Raw genomic sequence first — 14,299 nt, 5'->3', positions numbered from 1 at the left:
GTATACTACTTATTTACGTAAAGAGATATAAAAAGGTTTCATTTTTAAAAAAGGGGAGACGTTCAAATGATTTATTTATTAGTTGGAGTCGGTGGGGCAATTGGAAGCCTTTTGCGCTATAGTATTAGTTTAATGACCATAAACCTGTTAACGACTTCATTTCCGATTGCAACATTAATAACCAATTTTTTAGGCTCATTTATTTTAGGTTGGCTTACCCATTCAATGATCAAAAAAAATAACTATTCTCCTCAACTAATGACGGCTTTGGGGACAGGTTTAATCGGCTCTTTTACAACTTTTTCTACCTTTAGCGTCGAAACGATACAATTATTTGAAGGTGGTCAATATCTTTTAGGAATATTATATATTCTATTAAGCATAATGGGAGGATTACTGCTGTCATTTATAGGATCCCTTATGAGCACCAAACGAAAGGAAGTAAATTCATGAATTACCTATTAATCAGTTTGGGAGGTTTTATAGGGGCAATCTTACGTTATGGAGTCGGTATTTTTATTAAGAAGAGAATTCATTCTACTTTTCCCATTGCTACATTTTTAGTTAATGTACTGGGTTCATTTCTATTGGGATACATGATTGGTTCTCGTATTGGAGGCAATACCTTAGCACTATTAGGTACAGGTTTTTTAGGAAGCTTTACGACTTTTTCAACTTTCAAACTGGAATCAATAAAGCTTATTAACCAAAAACAACTACGTACATTTTTCTGTTATTTATTCACTACATATATATTTGGTATCCTTTTGGCTTTTATTGGATATTACATTGGAACGCAATTTTAATTAAGAAATACCAGAATTAGGCGAGGTAAGGAAGTTACAAATTCTTCGCTTTATTTTGGTCCTTTGATCTTTTACTTTACTTTTCCCTCAGTTCAAGCGCTCCTGCATTTGGTTTCATCCAGATCCAGCGCTTAGCTCCTCGAGTTATAAGACAAGCCCCAAAGGAAGGGAAAAGGCATCCTTCCTTTGGGGCTCGGCTTATGCTTGTTGGGACTGTTCAATGCACTTCCGCTTTTGCTTTAATCAACAACTATATAGCCTACCATTGGTCCGTTGTTTTCAAGTGTTTGGTGGGTGTTGCATATGAGGCGGTAGGTACCTTCTTTGTCAAATCTAACGGTAACAACTGTTTCTTTTCCTTTTTGAACGGTTCCTTTCACATCTGTTCCTTCTATGTAGAATGGATGTTCATGACCATTTACTCCTAATATTCTTAATTCTACTTCTTCACCTTTTTCTACAAAAATAGTACTGGGGTCCCAGCGGTACACCTCAATTTCTTTACCATCGTCTGTCTCTGATTTGAACTCCCCTGTAACCAGCTGTATGACTTGTTTATTGGCTTTTTCATTCATAGAGACAGTAGGGTAGGAATTATCTGGGAGTAAAAACCAAACAGCTCCTAACGATAAAATGACAAACGCTACAATTAATAAAACCACAGACCCTTTTTTTAATACAATAAACTTCATCGAATTTCCCCCCTAATTATTTCTAATATCCTATGCTCTTTCATCAAAGAACTTGTCTACTTTTCAATATTTCATCTTGAGCAAATGCATATAGGTTTATTTTATTGCTGAACTTTTGTAAACTTTTTTAGAGATAGGATCTTTAGGGGGTGTGAATGGTGGGAAAGTGGAAAATCATTCAGACTAAAGGGGAATCGGAACCCTGGTGGTTTTTTGATGATTGGCGTAAAGATATAACAGCAATATTTGAGTACGAATCTAAAATCGACACAATAGATCAATATGTTAAAAAGATTGGTGAATTAAAAAAGGCTTTTCCTTATTTAAAGCAGAAAAATTACCATACCGTTGCTTTTTGGGATCCGAATGAAAGGGTGTTTTGTGAAGGATGTGATGATGATCTACAAATATATCACGGTTTGATTTTTATGTATAATGACAACCTAGTAGATCTTAAGAACGAAGTGAGTATTAGGAAGGTTTTACAATGAGCTAAAAGGGGCTGTCCAAATACCCAGGTGTCAGGAACCACAACTTAAATATGTAGAAGAAACCCTTAAGACATCTTCTATATATGGACAATCATAGTGGTTCTGGACCCCTTTTTGGATAGCCCCTTTTTAGTTTTCTTCTCTTTTCTCGAGAGGAAAAGAGAGGAGAATGATTGCTATACATATTCCACTAAGTGTTATTACCATTAGATTGGCCGTATTCCAATCGTTTGCTTGAACAGCGTCATAGATGGCAATGGACAGAGTTTGAGTTTTGCCTGGAATATTTCCAGCGACCATTAAAGTTGCGCCGAATTCACCTAAACTTCTAGCGAATCCTAAAATAATCCCAGCCAGTAGTCCTTTATATGATAAAGGGATAACGATTTGGATGAAAGTAATCCATGAATTGGCACCATCAACTTCTGCCGCTTCTCGAATTTCTTTACCAATAGATTCAAATGCGATTTGAAAGGGGCGAATCATTAAAGGTAAAGAAGCAATGCTTGCAGCAATCACAGCAGCCGTTTGTGTAAAGACAAGTGTACTTCCAAATAAATATATATACAATTTCCCGATAATACTCTCATTGCCGATTGATACTAGTAAATAATAGCCGAGTACTGTCGGTGGCAAAACAAGTGGTAAAGTGGTGATGCCTGATAAAAATTGAGTCAGATACGATTTTCGATATGCAAAAATCCAAGCTAACACAATTGCCACGAAAAAAGTAATAAAGGTAGATATGCAAGCAATTTTCATTGAGAGAATAAACGGTGTTTGAAATATAGGCATTTAAGATTCTTCCTTTAAAGCTAAACGATATTTTACAAGAATGTCTTGTGCTTGTTTACTATTAAGAAAATTTATCCACTCTCTAGCTTCCTCTTTGTTTGGAGATGATGAAATCACTCCAATAGATTGTTCGATCGGATTGTAGAACTTAGAATCAATTTTAGAATAATGATCCTTTCTAGTAATAAGGGAGCTTGCAACTATTCCAATAGAGGCATTCCCGGTTTTTACATATTGATAAGTTTGACGAATGTTTTCACCCCATACGACTTTTTCCTGTACTTGTTCATAAAGCTTAATCTCTTTAAGAAACTCAGTGGCTGCCTTACCGTATGGAGCAAATTCAGGGTTAGCAATCGCAATATGGTGAACATCATTGTCCAATAATACATTAAAATCATCAATTAAATTAGGATGATCGGGGTGATATAAGATCAATCTGCCTTTTCCAAAAGTCGAAATAGTATTTTGTTCAACAAAACCAGCCTTCGCGAGATCTTCCAAATAATAAATCTCTGCAGAGGCGAATACATCAAACGGTGCACCTTGTTTAATTTGTTGAGTAAGTTGGCCAGATGACGCATAGCTGAATTGAACGGATATATTTGATTTTTCCTCAAACACTTGTCCAAGCTCGTTAAATGCATTATTTAAACTGGATGCGGCTGCTACTGTCAAAGTTTTTGAAGGTTTTTCTGTTTGGCACGCTGTCAAAAAAATGATGCACATCAGAAGAACTGTTAGTCTGTTAATCATTTTCCTTATCTATTCCTTACTCATTCTTCGTATTTGGATGAATCTGTACACATTTACTACTATGACTTTTGAGACCGCATATGTTGGAACGGCTAAAATTAAGCCTAGAAGGCCAGCGAAGTTTCCGGCTGCAAGCAATAGTAGAATAATTGTTAATGGATGTACATCTAATTTTTTTCCCATCACTTGAGGAGATATTAAATTACTTTCAATTTGTTGAACAACAATGACTACAATAAGCACCCATAGAGCCATTATAGGCGAATCTAAAAATGCAACAACTAGACTTGGAATGGTGCCGATAAATGGTCCGACAAATGGGATCACATTTGTAAACATCGCTATTAAAGCGAGGACAAGAGAGTAATCAAGGTCTATAATTAGAAAGCCGATATAAATTAATACTCCTACACAAAGGCTTACAATAATTTGCCCTTGTATATATGAGCTAAGTGCATCATCCATATCTTTTAAAATTCTTTTTCCATCTTTCTCATGTTGTTTTGGCACTAGCTTTAATACATACTGTGGTAATCTATCGCCATCCTTTAGCATATAAAACAGAACAAATGGAATAATCACAATTAAAACTAGAATGCTTGTCACAGTAGAAATGATTTTTATAATATTTGAACCTAAAGTTGACAAGAAGGCATTTAGTTCATCGGTAAATCTACGAGCAATTTCTTCAAAAGAAAAATTTTGTCCCTCCTGGAATCTCTCTATTAAATCGTTTTGCTTTAAATTTAATAGTAAATGTTGAATATCTTCAACTAGCTGTGGAGTATTATTAATTAAACCATTAACCTGTCTTTGTAAAAGAGGGCCTAGATAGTATACTAATGCTGTTATAACCCCAATCCCCATTAAATAAATCAGGATGATAGACAGTGATCGTGGAATATACCGTGATAGAAATAGGACAAGTGGTCTCAAAAGATAGTATAGAACACCAGCAATGATAATGGGAGCAAATAAAGTTGTCACGATTACCCTTATAGGAGTAAAGATAAAATCAACTAAGCTCCCTAGGTATATAATTAATAAGAGTAATGCAATTCCATAACCTGTACGAAACCATTTTCCTTTTGGCATTTTTAATTCTCCTCTATGTAAGTAGCATATCCATCATTTTAACCTAAATGGAAGCAAATGTAACGTCAAATGAAAGCACAAATGAATAATAGAAAATGTTCATCATTATCGAATTGAATGGTTGGGGATTCTGTTTTTCTATGAATCTGTTAGAATATTGGTAAAGCTATTAATAAGAAGGGGATCTTATGAATCAAATAAAAGATATTTATCAACGACCCTTAAGAGATCTAAGGATATCGGTGACAGACCAGTGTAATTTTCGGTGCCAATATTGTATGCCCGCTGAAATTTTTGGTTCTGATTATCCATTTTTGAAAAAAGATGAGTTATTATCTTTTGATGAAATAGAAAGATTAGCTAGGGTTTTTACAAATCTAGGGGTTAAAAAGCTTCGGATTACCGGTGGAGAACCTTTATTAAGACCGGAATTACCAAGACTAATCGAAAGACTAATAAAAATAAATGGTATAGAAGATATAGGACTTACAACAAATGGTGTTTTTTTAACGAAACAATCAGAAGCACTTTATCGTGCTGGTTTAAGAAGGTTGAATATTAGTTTAGATTCCATTGATGATACATTATTCAAAAAAATGAATGGTCGAGGAATTAGTCATAGATCCATTTTAAAAGGAATTGATAAAGCAAAAGAGTTAGGCTTTCGTATTAAGATTAATATGGTTGTTCAAAAGGGAATCAATGATTCTCAAATACTTCCGATGGCAAATTATTTTAAAGACAAAGGGATCACCTTGAGATTTATTGAATTTATGGATGTTGGAAATCATAATGGATGGAATTGGGAAAAAGTTGTATCAATGAATGCCATATTGGAGAGCTTAAGGACCCAATTCGAACTAGAGCCACTTGAAGAAAATTACTATGGTGAAGTAGCAAAGCGCTATAAATATAAAGGGACGAACACTGAAATTGGATTCATTTCCTCTGTATCCGAAACTTTCTGTTCAAGCTGCACGAGAGCAAGAATATCTGCAGATGGAAATCTCTACACATGTTTATTTGCATCTAAAGGGTTCAGTCTTAAAGAGCTTTTAAAATCAAACATAAATGACGAATCGTTGTTAAAAAAGGTCTCAGAAATTTGGCGTAACAGAGATGATCGATATTCTGATTTAAGAAAAGAAGGAACTTCGGATAATAGGAAAATTGAGATGTCTTTTATTGGTGGATAAGCTTTCAAAATTTTTCTCTTATAATGGCAGAGAATTTCCTTGATCTTAGTGACTAAAGGGGAGTAAAAAATGAGTGAAAAACGAAATCCTATAACTGTTCATCAAGCAGTAAAGACCGTAATGAAATGGAAGAAAAGAGGAAATAAAAATGTAGTGAACTTCTCTGAATGTGATGATGGGTACCTGTTTGATCCGATTTGTGCAGATCACCCTGTGCCTCCGTTTAATCGATCCCCTTATGACGGTTATGCGATAAGATCACAGGATACAGAATTACTTTCTTCGAATAACTCAATAGATTTTGAAGTAATTGATGAAATACCTGCAGGGCATACAATTGAAAAAATAGTAGGGAAAAATCAAACGGTAAAAATCATGACAGGGGGTGCAATACCTCCAGGTGCCGACGCAGTCATTATGAAGGAATTGGTTAGTAAAAAAGAAGGCGGTAAATACATCACAATAAAAAGAAAATTAAAGCCAGGGGAAAACATCTCATTTAAGGGAGAAGACGTGGAAGCAGGTACTGAAATTATTTCGAAAGGCACTTATATTAATCCTGGCGTAAAAGCGTTATTAGCTACATTCGGTTATTCGAAAGTTCCCCTAGTTAAAAAGCCGATTATTGGTCTTATTGCAACAGGCAGTGAACTTTTACATGTTCATGAACCATTAGCGCCAGGGAAAATTAGAAATAGTAATTCTCATATGGTCTCCTCTCAAATAAAAAGAGCAGGGGGCAATGTAAACTATTACGGTCAGATTGGTGATGATTTAGAAGATTTGGTTGAACTTACACAAAAAGCTTTATTGGAATGTGATTTTATTATCACAACAGGTGGTGTTTCTGTGGGTGACTACGATCACCTTCCTGAAGTCTATCGTTCTATCAATGCCCAGGAATTATTTAATAAAGTAGCCATGAGACCTGGAAGTGTAACAACTGTAGCAGAAAAAGAGGGGAAACTTTTATTTGGGTTGTCCGGGAATCCTTCTGCTTGTTATGTTGGGTTTGAACTTTTTGTACGACCAATTATTCGCTATTGGAATTATAGTGATTCTCCATATGTTCGACCTGTTAAGGCATACCTAAATAAAGACTTTCCAAAAGCAAATCCATTTACTAGGTTTGTAAGAGGTGAACTGCAGTACAGTTCTGGTGATATTCTGTTTAAGCCCGTTGGCTTAGATAAATCGAATGCGGTTTCCTCATTAGCAAAGTCAGATGCTTTAATGATTCTTCCAGGAGGTACAAGAGGATATAAGAAAGGAAACCTGGTAGATGTCCTCCTTTTAGAAGACCAAAAGGGGAGTGAAGAAATGTGGGATATGAGAAAGTAATTGGATTAGTAGGGTATAAAAATAGTGGAAAAACGACTTTTTCTGAAAAGCTCATTTCCTTTGGATCTTCTAATGGTTTAAAAATAGGAACCATAAAGCACCATGGACACGGTGGACCTCCTCACCTCGAATCAGCGAAAACCGATAGCTCAAAGCAGTTTGAAGCTGGAGCCGTCGTGTCAGCCGTTGAGGGTGATGGAACGTTATCCTTACAAGCTTATTCTGACCATTGGTCACTTTATGATATTTTGAAATTTTATGAATCATTCTCATTAGACTTTATTGTGATTGAGGGCTACAAAAACGAGAATATCCCAAAAATCCTTTTTATCCGTACTCACAAGGATCTAAATCTATTAGAAAGTGTTTCCAATATAGTGGCGGTAGTCTCATGGATTCCTATCGATGAATCAGAGGTCCATTGCTTCTTTATTGAAGATGATTCCACCATTATAAAATGGGTTTTTTCATTTTTAGGATTTGATTTAGCCTAAGTATCTGAATACTCTCTAAACAGATCGCTTTTTTCGAGTAGTGAAAGACAACTTCACTCGATAAAATTGTCTCGAATCTTTTGTTAAATATTAATAGAATTAAGTGGAGGGAAAAATGCAGAAGTGGAAATGGGCAGTAAATAAATTTTTGGAGCATTGGGAGGAAGACGAATCGGTCATTGGCGCTCTTGTATGTGGAAGTTATGTAACAGGTAGTCCAAGTCCTCATTCAGATATTGATGTACATATTCTATTGAAAGCAGGAACGAATTGGCGGGAAAGAGGGAATTTAATTATAGAGAATTATTTAATTGAATATTTTATTAATCCCCCTGAGCAAATTAGGAGCTATTTTTTAGAGGATTATGAAGATCGCAGAAGTCATGCAGCCGTTCAGTTTGCAACAGGGGAAATTTTATTTGACCGTTTCGGGACTGTTGAGCAGTTACGGCAAGAAGGAGAGAGTTGGTTAAAAAAAGAATATAAAATCATGAATTCTACTGCAATAGAATTGATGAAGTATTCAATTTGGGACACTCTTGATAATTTACAGGATGCTTACGAAAAAGGAAGTCAAGATTATCATTTTGTCTATTCACATTCCTTATCTGATCTTTTTAACGCATACTGTCATTTTTTGAACATAGAAACAATTCCTCCCTATCAAGTTAAACCTTATCTTTCAGAACAGAATTTCCTTACAAAATATAGAAAAAGTGCATTTCCTGACGAGTTCTTCTCTAGAAAATTCCAAAGAGCTTTAAAGTTATCACATAGGGATGAGATGATGGCGATCTACCATCAGCTTGCTGAGTATGTCCTTTTAAAAATGGGCGATTTTCAAATAAATGGTTGGAAAATGAGGTCCCCGATAAATTTACGGGAAAATACATAAAAATAGAGAGGATTTCACAAACTATTTTTCGAGGTGATAACGATGAGTAAGAAAAAGCAAGATCCATCAAAAGCAGGTCTTGGGTCTGCACAAGTAGAGGGGCAAGGTACAACAAATTCAGAATTACCTGGAGGTACGGAGAGCTCTTCGGCCCGTAAAAGAAATAAAAAATAAAATAACTCGAGTCTGTTCCAAGATGAAGGTATCTAGGAACTACACTTCAATATAAAGAAGATGCTATCAAAACATCTTCTTTATATTGATAATATGTTGGGTCAGTTCCCTTTTGTGACAAAGACGATGCAATGTTTTTAACTGATTTGACAAATCGTGGATATGTTGTATAATAGGATATAAGCTAGTTAGTTTGATAACTACTTTTGAAAATTTACCGAAGCTATTCACATATTATAAAAAGTGATCGCACTTCGTCGGTACTTTTTATAATATGTGAATTTTTAGTTAAAAAGTAGCATATTAATTTTTTATTTATTTTTGGAGGTTTCTATTCATGAAACAAGGTACAGTTAAATGGTTTAACGCAGAAAAAGGATTCGGATTCATCGAAATCGAAGGCGAAAACGACGTATTCGTACACTTCAGTGCTATCACTGGTGAAGGCTTCAAATCACTTGACGAAGGTCAACGTGTAGAATTTGAAGTTGTTGAAGGTAACCGTGGTCCTCAAGCAGCAAACGTTGTAAAATTATAATAACGGTCTGCTTAGATATAAAATAGCTACCCTATGATTTGGGTAGCTATTTTTGTAACGATACAAGGAGGTCATATCCTATGGCATTTGGCAGAAGAAATGAAGAAGAAATCAAAACAGAAGAAACCAAAATTTGGTGCTGTACAGCTGAAGATTGTAAAGGGTGGATTCGTGACAATTTCAAAAGCGAAGAAGATCCACTTTGTCCTCTTTGTCAAAGCGAAATGGAATCCTCAACTAAAGTTTTGCAAGTAGTCGATAATCCACATCCAAGCACGAAATAAATTATTATCGTAATGGGACTGACCTACAAGGGTCAGTCCCATTTTTCTTTGGGAACGGAATAGATAAAGGAATAAAACTTTAGTTGAATTTCCTTTAAACGATATTCCTTTTTGTGAATAGTATGTATTGTTTAAGATGGAAAGGAGGATTGTTAGAATGGTCAAGAAAAAGAAAGTCGTTGATAAGGTAGAACAAAAGAAAACCGATTTAGAACAAGAAGAGACCCCGAAAGATACGATTTGGGAATTCTTCTGGAAAGGTTCATCACTAGATAGAGAAGAAATGGAAGATGAAACGAACGAAGAGGGGAAACCTAAGTTTCGTTGGATTTAAGTTAAAGTTCTAGATAAAAATCAATGCGATTCATAAGAAGTGATCGTAAACTACTTCCATGAATCGCATTTTTTATTGTTATTTTGTTGATACTTCTAAATATTCGTCGTATGTCATTTGTTTATCAATGATACCATCGTCCTTGATCTCAATAATTCTATTTGCAATCGTTTGGATGAATTGATGGTCATGTGAAGTAAATATCATAGAACCTTTAAAGTTTATTAAACCGTTATTTAATGCGGTGATTGATTCTAAGTCCAGGTGGTTAGTTGGTTCATCTAATAATAATACGTTTGAACCACTTAGCATCATTTTAGAAAGCATACAACGGACTTTTTCTCCACCTGAAAGTACACTAGCTTTCTTATTCACTTCTTCTCCTGAGAATAACATTCTACCTAAGAACCCTCGTAAGAAAGTTTCGCTTTGATCATGAGGGGAATATTGTCTTAGCCAATCTACTAAGTTTAAGTCCGTCCCTTCAAAATATTCACCGTTATCTTTAGGGAAGTAAGCTTGAGAGGTCGTCACACCCCATTTGAATGATCCACTATCAGGCTCCATTTCCCCCATTAGAATTTTCATTAAGGTTGTATTGGCTGTTTCATTATCACCAACTAATGCGATTTTATCATCTTTATTCATGATAAAACTTACATTATCTAAAACTTTCTCACCATCAATTGTCTTACATAACCCCTCTACACGTAAAAGGTCATTCCCAATCTCACGTTCAGGTTTAAATGCAATGTACGGATAACGACGAGAAGATGGCTTAATATCATCTAAAGAGATTTTATCAAGAAGTTTCTTCCTAGATGTCGCTTGTTTTGATTTCGATGCATTTGCACTGAATCGAGCAATAAATGCTTGAAGCTCCTTAATCTTTTCCTCTTTTTTCTTATTTTGGTCTTGAGCCATTTTTGTAGCTAACTGACTAGATTCATACCAAAAATCGTAGTTCCCTACGTAAATTTGAATCTTTCCAAAATCTAAATCAGCGATATGAGTACAAACTTTATTTAAGAAGTGACGATCATGTGAAACAACGATTACTGTATTTTCAAAGTTTATTAGAAATTCTTCTAGCCATTGAATAGCTTTAATGTCTAAGTGGTTTGTAGGTTCATCTAATAATAAAACATCAGGTTTACCGAAAAGTGCTTGAGCAAGTAATACTTTTACTTTTTCCCCACCCGTCAGGTCTTCCATTTTCTTATGATGGAGGTCTTCTGTGATTCCTAGACCCTTTAAAAGAATAGCCGCTTCAGATTCTGCTTCCCAACCGTTCAGCTCAGCAAATTCGCCCTCTAATTCAGCAGCTTTCATTCCATCTTCATCTGAAAAGTCTGCTTTCATATAAATTGCATCTTTTTCTTGCATTACTTCATACAAACGGGAGTGTCCCATTATGACAACTTTTAAAACTTCATATTCTTCATATTCAAAGTGGTTCTGTTTTAGGACAGCTAAACGTTCTCCTGGGCTCATTGAAACATTCCCTGTTTGTGATTCCAGTTCACCAGAAAGAATCTTTAAAAATGTCGATTTTCCTGCTCCATTCGCTCCAATTAAACCATAGCAGTTCCCAGGGGTGAATTTTATATTAACGTCTTCAAATAATTTACGATCACCAAAACGCAAACTTACATCTGATACTTGTATCATTTTAAATACCTCCAACAAATAGTCTAGGAAATTATAACATGTAAGGACAAAAAAACATACGGGATTCATCTAAATGACTATTTTTATCTATTAGGGTAAAGTAATAATGGAACTGAAAAATTAACCTTTAAGGAAGTGATGGTATGAGCAAGTTTTTAAAAAGAATACGATTCTTGTTTAATATAAGAAAATCCATCCCATTTTTGATTGCGTTTTTTAAATCAAAGGAAGTGAACTTCAGTAAAAAGATTCTTTCTATAGGATTATTGGCAGTGTACATAATAGTTCCATTAGATATCATCCCGGACTATTTGATTCTATTTGGTATTGTTGATGATCTTGCGGTATTTGCGTTGATATTCCAACAGATTGTAAAAATGGCACCGGAAGAACTGAAACGGCGCTATGATTTATTTAAATAATGTTGACAAGATAAACGATATTTAATAAGATGTAATGGAGTAATTTCAAAATTGTTTTTTATAAAAGGAGTATGTTTTATGTTAGGTGTCGTTCTTAACTAATCCGTTAATTTCATACGGACATTCTTACTGAGTATGTCATCAAATAACGTATGTTAATACGTTTATTCAAGTATGCTCAAAGAATGTAGGTTAAGAACAATGGTCATCGCATAAACATTTTATGCCTACAACCACTGTGTTAAAGAACACAGTTTTTTTGTGTACCTTTTTGTGCACCAATCGAATGTAGACATTATTATGGTTAATAAGACCACAATGAACATTGTTCATTGTGGTCTTTTTTTATCTTAAAGGAGGAACTAAAATTGAATGCAAAAACATTTCAAAGTCTAGAATTTAACAAGATTAAGTGTCGGATCAGTGATTTTGCGTTAACTGACAGTGGGAAGAATATGATTAATGAAATGAAAGCTTCGCAAAATCTAAATCAAATATGTTCCTGGATGGATGAGGTCGAAGAAGCTGTTGGGATCTTAGAGAAAAGCACTTCGGTTCCAATTCATGCTTTGGATGGTATAGAAAGATTATTAGAGGGTTTGAATAAAGGGGTTGCATTAAGGCCAGATCATTTAACGAAGATTTACTATTTCTTAGATGCATGCCATAAATTAAAGCGATTTATGAAAGATAAAGAATTCCTAGCACCCAGGGTAACTACTTATGTTTACTCGATTGAGGATCTCCCTGAGCTAGCAGCAGAAATTCAGCGTTGTATTCGAAATGGAACCGTTGACGATTATGCGAGCAAAGAACTATTGAAAGTAAGAAAACAAATCTCTATAGGAGAAGAGCGTCTTAAGGAGAAGGTTCAGCATATTTTAAAGTCAAAAAAATACAAACCATTTCTACAAGAGAATATTGTGAGTCTAAGAGGTGGACGATTTGTTGTTCCCATCAAAAAAGAATATAAAGGGAAAATCAAAGGAACTATATTAGATACCTCTGCCTCCGGTTCTACCGTATATGTTGAACCGGAAGAGGTGGCGTTACAACAAGATCAAATACAATTTTTAAAAATGGAAGAAGAAGCTGTAATCGACCAAGTGTTGTTTTATTTAACTGGTTTAGTTGAACAACATCAAAAAACCATTAAAATAGCAGTTGAAACAATGGTACATTATGATGTCCTCTTCGCCAAAGCAAAATATGGACGCTTTATTAATGGCCGAAAAGTATTAGTTAATGATAGTGGATATATTCGATTAAAAAATGCACGGCATCCATTATTAGGGAAAGATGCAATCCCATTAACATTAGAAGTGGGAAAGGAACAGAGTGCCTTGATTATAACCGGTCCTAATACTGGGGGAAAAACAGTAACCATTAAAACAGTAGGGCTATTAACATTAATGGTTCAATGCGGATTATTGATTCCAACTGATGAAGGTACTGAAGTGAGCATATATCAGAAAATCTTATTAGATATAGGTGACGGGCAAAGCATCGAACAGAATTTGAGTACTTTTAGTTCTCATATACAAAACATTATTGAGATTTTAAAAATGGCGAATGAGAACAGTTTAGTATTGCTTGATGAAGTAGGTTCAGGTACAGATCCAAGTGAGGGAATGGGTCTTGCAACAGCCATTCTTAAACAGTTATATGAAAAGGGTGTCACGTTATTTGCGACCACTCATTATAGTGAAATCAAAGAATATGCAGAGCAACATGAGGGCTTTATCAATGGTTCAATGGAATTTAATTTGGAGACTTTAAAGCCAACCTATAGACTTCAATTAGGAAAAGGAGGAGATAGTCAGGCATTTGCTATTGCACTAAAATTAGGAATGCATCCAAAAATAATAGAAAATGCTCACTACTTTACCTACAAGGAAACGAAGGCATATGATCATACCTATTTAGATGACCGCGAAATAGAAAAACAAGTGATTGTCAATCGATATGCCAAGAAAAAGAAAGCTCAAAAGGAACCGATTGAAAAGGTAAACCTATTCAAATTAGGAGATAACGTTCAAATCTCTACAGGCGAAAATGGAATTGTTTACAATGGTCCAGATTCTACCGGAAATTATGTTGTTCAAGTAAAAGGAAAAAAAGAGACGTATAATCATAAACGATTGAAACTCTATATATCTGCAGAAGAAATGTATCCAGATGGATATGATTTTGATATTGTATTCAAATCAAAAGAAAACCGAAAAAAAGCAAATCGAATGAAGAAAAAACATATAGAAGGACTTACGATAGAAGAGGACAATTAATAAACAGTATTGAATTACTTTTCAATATAG

General features: G+C 34.8%; 18 protein-coding genes. 13 read left to right on the top strand and 5 right to left on the bottom strand.

What is annotated here, in order from left to right:
* The first annotated feature begins 66 nt into the window (after positions 1-66).
* Together crcB (JOC86_RS03110) and crcB (JOC86_RS03105) are read left to right on the top strand one after the other, a co-directional pair.
* Positions 67-453: a fluoride efflux transporter CrcB gene (crcB, locus tag JOC86_RS03110; RefSeq protein WP_205168304.1), complete on the top strand. Its 387-nt coding sequence runs from the start codon at positions 67-69 to the stop codon at positions 451-453.
* Positions 450-806 (top strand): fluoride efflux transporter CrcB, encoded by a 357-nt coding sequence (gene crcB / locus JOC86_RS03105; RefSeq protein ID WP_205168303.1) that lies wholly within the window; start codon positions 450-452, stop codon positions 804-806. Before crcB (JOC86_RS03110) ends, crcB (JOC86_RS03105) begins: the two co-directional genes overlap by 4 nt.
* A 239-nt stretch (positions 807-1,045) precedes the next feature.
* On the opposite strand, the gene JOC86_RS03100 is transcribed toward crcB (JOC86_RS03105), so the two are convergent.
* Positions 1,046-1,498: a cupredoxin domain-containing protein gene (locus JOC86_RS03100; RefSeq protein ID WP_205168302.1), complete on the bottom strand. Its 453-nt coding sequence runs from the start codon at positions 1,496-1,498 to the stop codon at positions 1,046-1,048.
* 158 nt (positions 1,499-1,656) lie between these two features.
* Here JOC86_RS03100 and JOC86_RS03095 point away from each other — a divergent pair, with 158 nt between their 5' ends.
* Positions 1,657-1,989, top strand: a complete 333-nt coding sequence (locus JOC86_RS03095; protein WP_205168301.1) for a DUF1033 family protein — start codon at positions 1,657-1,659, stop codon at positions 1,987-1,989.
* Between the two features lie 129 nt (positions 1,990-2,118).
* Here JOC86_RS03095 and modB read toward each other — a convergent pair whose 3' ends face one another.
* The 3 genes from modB to JOC86_RS03080 are packed head-to-tail and all read right to left on the bottom strand — an operon-like array spanning position 2,119 to position 4,635.
* Positions 2,119-2,784 (bottom strand): molybdate ABC transporter permease subunit, encoded by a 666-nt coding sequence (gene modB / locus JOC86_RS03090; RefSeq protein ID WP_205168300.1) that lies wholly within the window; start codon positions 2,782-2,784, stop codon positions 2,119-2,121.
* The gene (gene modA, locus JOC86_RS03085) at positions 2,785-3,513 is read right to left on the bottom strand and encodes a molybdate ABC transporter substrate-binding protein (protein WP_205168299.1); all 729 of its coding nucleotides are present in this window, start codon (positions 3,511-3,513) and stop codon (positions 2,785-2,787) included.
* A 36-nt stretch (positions 3,514-3,549) separates the two neighbouring features.
* Positions 3,550-4,635 (bottom strand): AI-2E family transporter, encoded by a 1,086-nt coding sequence (locus JOC86_RS03080; RefSeq protein ID WP_205168298.1) that lies wholly within the window; start codon positions 4,633-4,635, stop codon positions 3,550-3,552.
* 188 nt (positions 4,636-4,823) lie between these two features.
* On the opposite strand from JOC86_RS03080, the gene moaA reads away from it, so the two are divergent.
* The 8 genes from moaA to JOC86_RS03040 all read left to right on the top strand — a co-directional run bounded on the left by moaA (position 4,824) and on the right by JOC86_RS03040 (position 9,891).
* Positions 4,824-5,831: a GTP 3',8-cyclase MoaA gene (gene moaA / locus JOC86_RS03075; RefSeq protein ID WP_205168297.1), complete on the top strand. Its 1,008-nt coding sequence runs from the start codon at positions 4,824-4,826 to the stop codon at positions 5,829-5,831.
* Positions 5,832-5,900: 69 nt separating this feature from the next.
* A complete protein-coding gene (locus JOC86_RS03070; protein ID WP_205168296.1) occupies positions 5,901-7,172 on the top strand; it encodes a molybdopterin molybdotransferase MoeA in 1,272 nt (423 codons plus the stop codon).
* Positions 7,154-7,666 carry a molybdopterin-guanine dinucleotide biosynthesis protein B gene (gene mobB / locus JOC86_RS03065; RefSeq protein WP_205168295.1) on the top strand — a complete coding sequence of 171 codons (513 nt, stop codon included), beginning with the start codon at positions 7,154-7,156 and terminating at the stop codon, positions 7,664-7,666. The genes JOC86_RS03070 and mobB overlap by 19 nt, the downstream gene beginning before the upstream one ends.
* A gap of 115 nt (positions 7,667-7,781) precedes the next feature.
* Positions 7,782-8,561: a nucleotidyltransferase domain-containing protein gene (locus tag JOC86_RS03060; RefSeq protein ID WP_205168294.1), complete on the top strand. Its 780-nt coding sequence runs from the start codon at positions 7,782-7,784 to the stop codon at positions 8,559-8,561.
* Between the two features lie 42 nt (positions 8,562-8,603).
* Positions 8,604-8,735, top strand: a complete 132-nt coding sequence (locus tag JOC86_RS03055; RefSeq protein ID WP_205168293.1) for a YuzL family protein — start codon at positions 8,604-8,606, stop codon at positions 8,733-8,735.
* A gap of 337 nt (positions 8,736-9,072) precedes the next feature.
* Complete coding sequence (locus JOC86_RS03050; protein ID WP_205168292.1) at positions 9,073-9,273, top strand: cold-shock protein; 201 nt, start codon at positions 9,073-9,075, stop codon at positions 9,271-9,273.
* Between the two features lie 80 nt (positions 9,274-9,353).
* The gene (locus JOC86_RS03045) at positions 9,354-9,557 is read left to right on the top strand and encodes a cold-inducible protein YdjO-related protein (protein ID WP_205168291.1); all 204 of its coding nucleotides are present in this window, start codon (positions 9,354-9,356) and stop codon (positions 9,555-9,557) included.
* A gap of 157 nt (positions 9,558-9,714) precedes the next feature.
* Entirely contained in the window at positions 9,715-9,891 is a 177-nt protein-coding gene (locus JOC86_RS03040) for a hypothetical protein (RefSeq protein ID WP_205168290.1), read from the top strand.
* 78 nt (positions 9,892-9,969) lie between these two features.
* Here JOC86_RS03040 and JOC86_RS03035 read toward each other — a convergent pair whose 3' ends face one another.
* Positions 9,970-11,562 (bottom strand): ABC-F family ATP-binding cassette domain-containing protein, encoded by a 1,593-nt coding sequence (locus JOC86_RS03035; protein WP_205168289.1) that lies wholly within the window; start codon positions 11,560-11,562, stop codon positions 9,970-9,972.
* A 143-nt stretch (positions 11,563-11,705) separates the two neighbouring features.
* Between JOC86_RS03035 and JOC86_RS03030 the strand changes: the two genes are divergently transcribed.
* Both JOC86_RS03030 and JOC86_RS03025 read left to right on the top strand, forming a co-directional pair.
* Positions 11,706-11,984, top strand: coding sequence for a YkvA family protein (locus JOC86_RS03030; RefSeq protein ID WP_205168288.1), 279 nt, complete (start codon positions 11,706-11,708; stop codon positions 11,982-11,984).
* A 368-nt stretch (positions 11,985-12,352) separates the two neighbouring features.
* Positions 12,353-14,269 (top strand): endonuclease MutS2, encoded by a 1,917-nt coding sequence (locus JOC86_RS03025; protein ID WP_205168287.1) that lies wholly within the window; start codon positions 12,353-12,355, stop codon positions 14,267-14,269.
* Positions 14,270-14,299: the final 30 nt, after the last annotated feature.

Source organism: Rossellomorea pakistanensis (genome assembly GCF_016908495.1).
Classification (GTDB): Bacteria; Bacillota; Bacilli; order Bacillales; family Bacillaceae_B; genus Rossellomorea; species Rossellomorea pakistanensis.
This window is presented reverse-complemented; position numbering and strand designations above follow the sequence as displayed.

Coding starts and splice junctions, on each gene's coding strand:
- crcB (WP_205168303.1), top strand. CDS start 450: ATGAATTACCTATTAATCAGTTTGGGAGGTTTTATAGGGGCAATCTTA.
- modA (WP_205168299.1), bottom strand. CDS start 3,513: ATGTGCATCATTTTTTTGACAGCGTGCCAAACAGAAAAACCTTCAAAA.
- JOC86_RS03080 (WP_205168298.1), bottom strand. CDS start 4,635: ATGCCAAAAGGAAAATGGTTTCGTACAGGTTATGGAATTGCATTACTC.
- JOC86_RS03040 (WP_205168290.1), top strand. CDS start 9,715: ATGGTCAAGAAAAAGAAAGTCGTTGATAAGGTAGAACAAAAGAAAACC.
- JOC86_RS03060 (WP_205168294.1), top strand. CDS start 7,782: ATGCAGAAGTGGAAATGGGCAGTAAATAAATTTTTGGAGCATTGGGAG.
- JOC86_RS03100 (WP_205168302.1), bottom strand. CDS start 1,498: ATGAAGTTTATTGTATTAAAAAAAGGGTCTGTGGTTTTATTAATTGTA.
- JOC86_RS03045 (WP_205168291.1), top strand. CDS start 9,354: ATGGCATTTGGCAGAAGAAATGAAGAAGAAATCAAAACAGAAGAAACC.
- JOC86_RS03055 (WP_205168293.1), top strand. CDS start 8,604: ATGAGTAAGAAAAAGCAAGATCCATCAAAAGCAGGTCTTGGGTCTGCA.
- crcB (WP_205168304.1), top strand. CDS start 67: ATGATTTATTTATTAGTTGGAGTCGGTGGGGCAATTGGAAGCCTTTTG.
- JOC86_RS03070 (WP_205168296.1), top strand. CDS start 5,901: ATGAGTGAAAAACGAAATCCTATAACTGTTCATCAAGCAGTAAAGACC.
- moaA (WP_205168297.1), top strand. CDS start 4,824: ATGAATCAAATAAAAGATATTTATCAACGACCCTTAAGAGATCTAAGG.
- JOC86_RS03030 (WP_205168288.1), top strand. CDS start 11,706: ATGAGCAAGTTTTTAAAAAGAATACGATTCTTGTTTAATATAAGAAAA.
- modB (WP_205168300.1), bottom strand. CDS start 2,784: ATGCCTATATTTCAAACACCGTTTATTCTCTCAATGAAAATTGCTTGC.
- JOC86_RS03035 (WP_205168289.1), bottom strand. CDS start 11,562: ATGATACAAGTATCAGATGTAAGTTTGCGTTTTGGTGATCGTAAATTA.
- JOC86_RS03050 (WP_205168292.1), top strand. CDS start 9,073: ATGAAACAAGGTACAGTTAAATGGTTTAACGCAGAAAAAGGATTCGGA.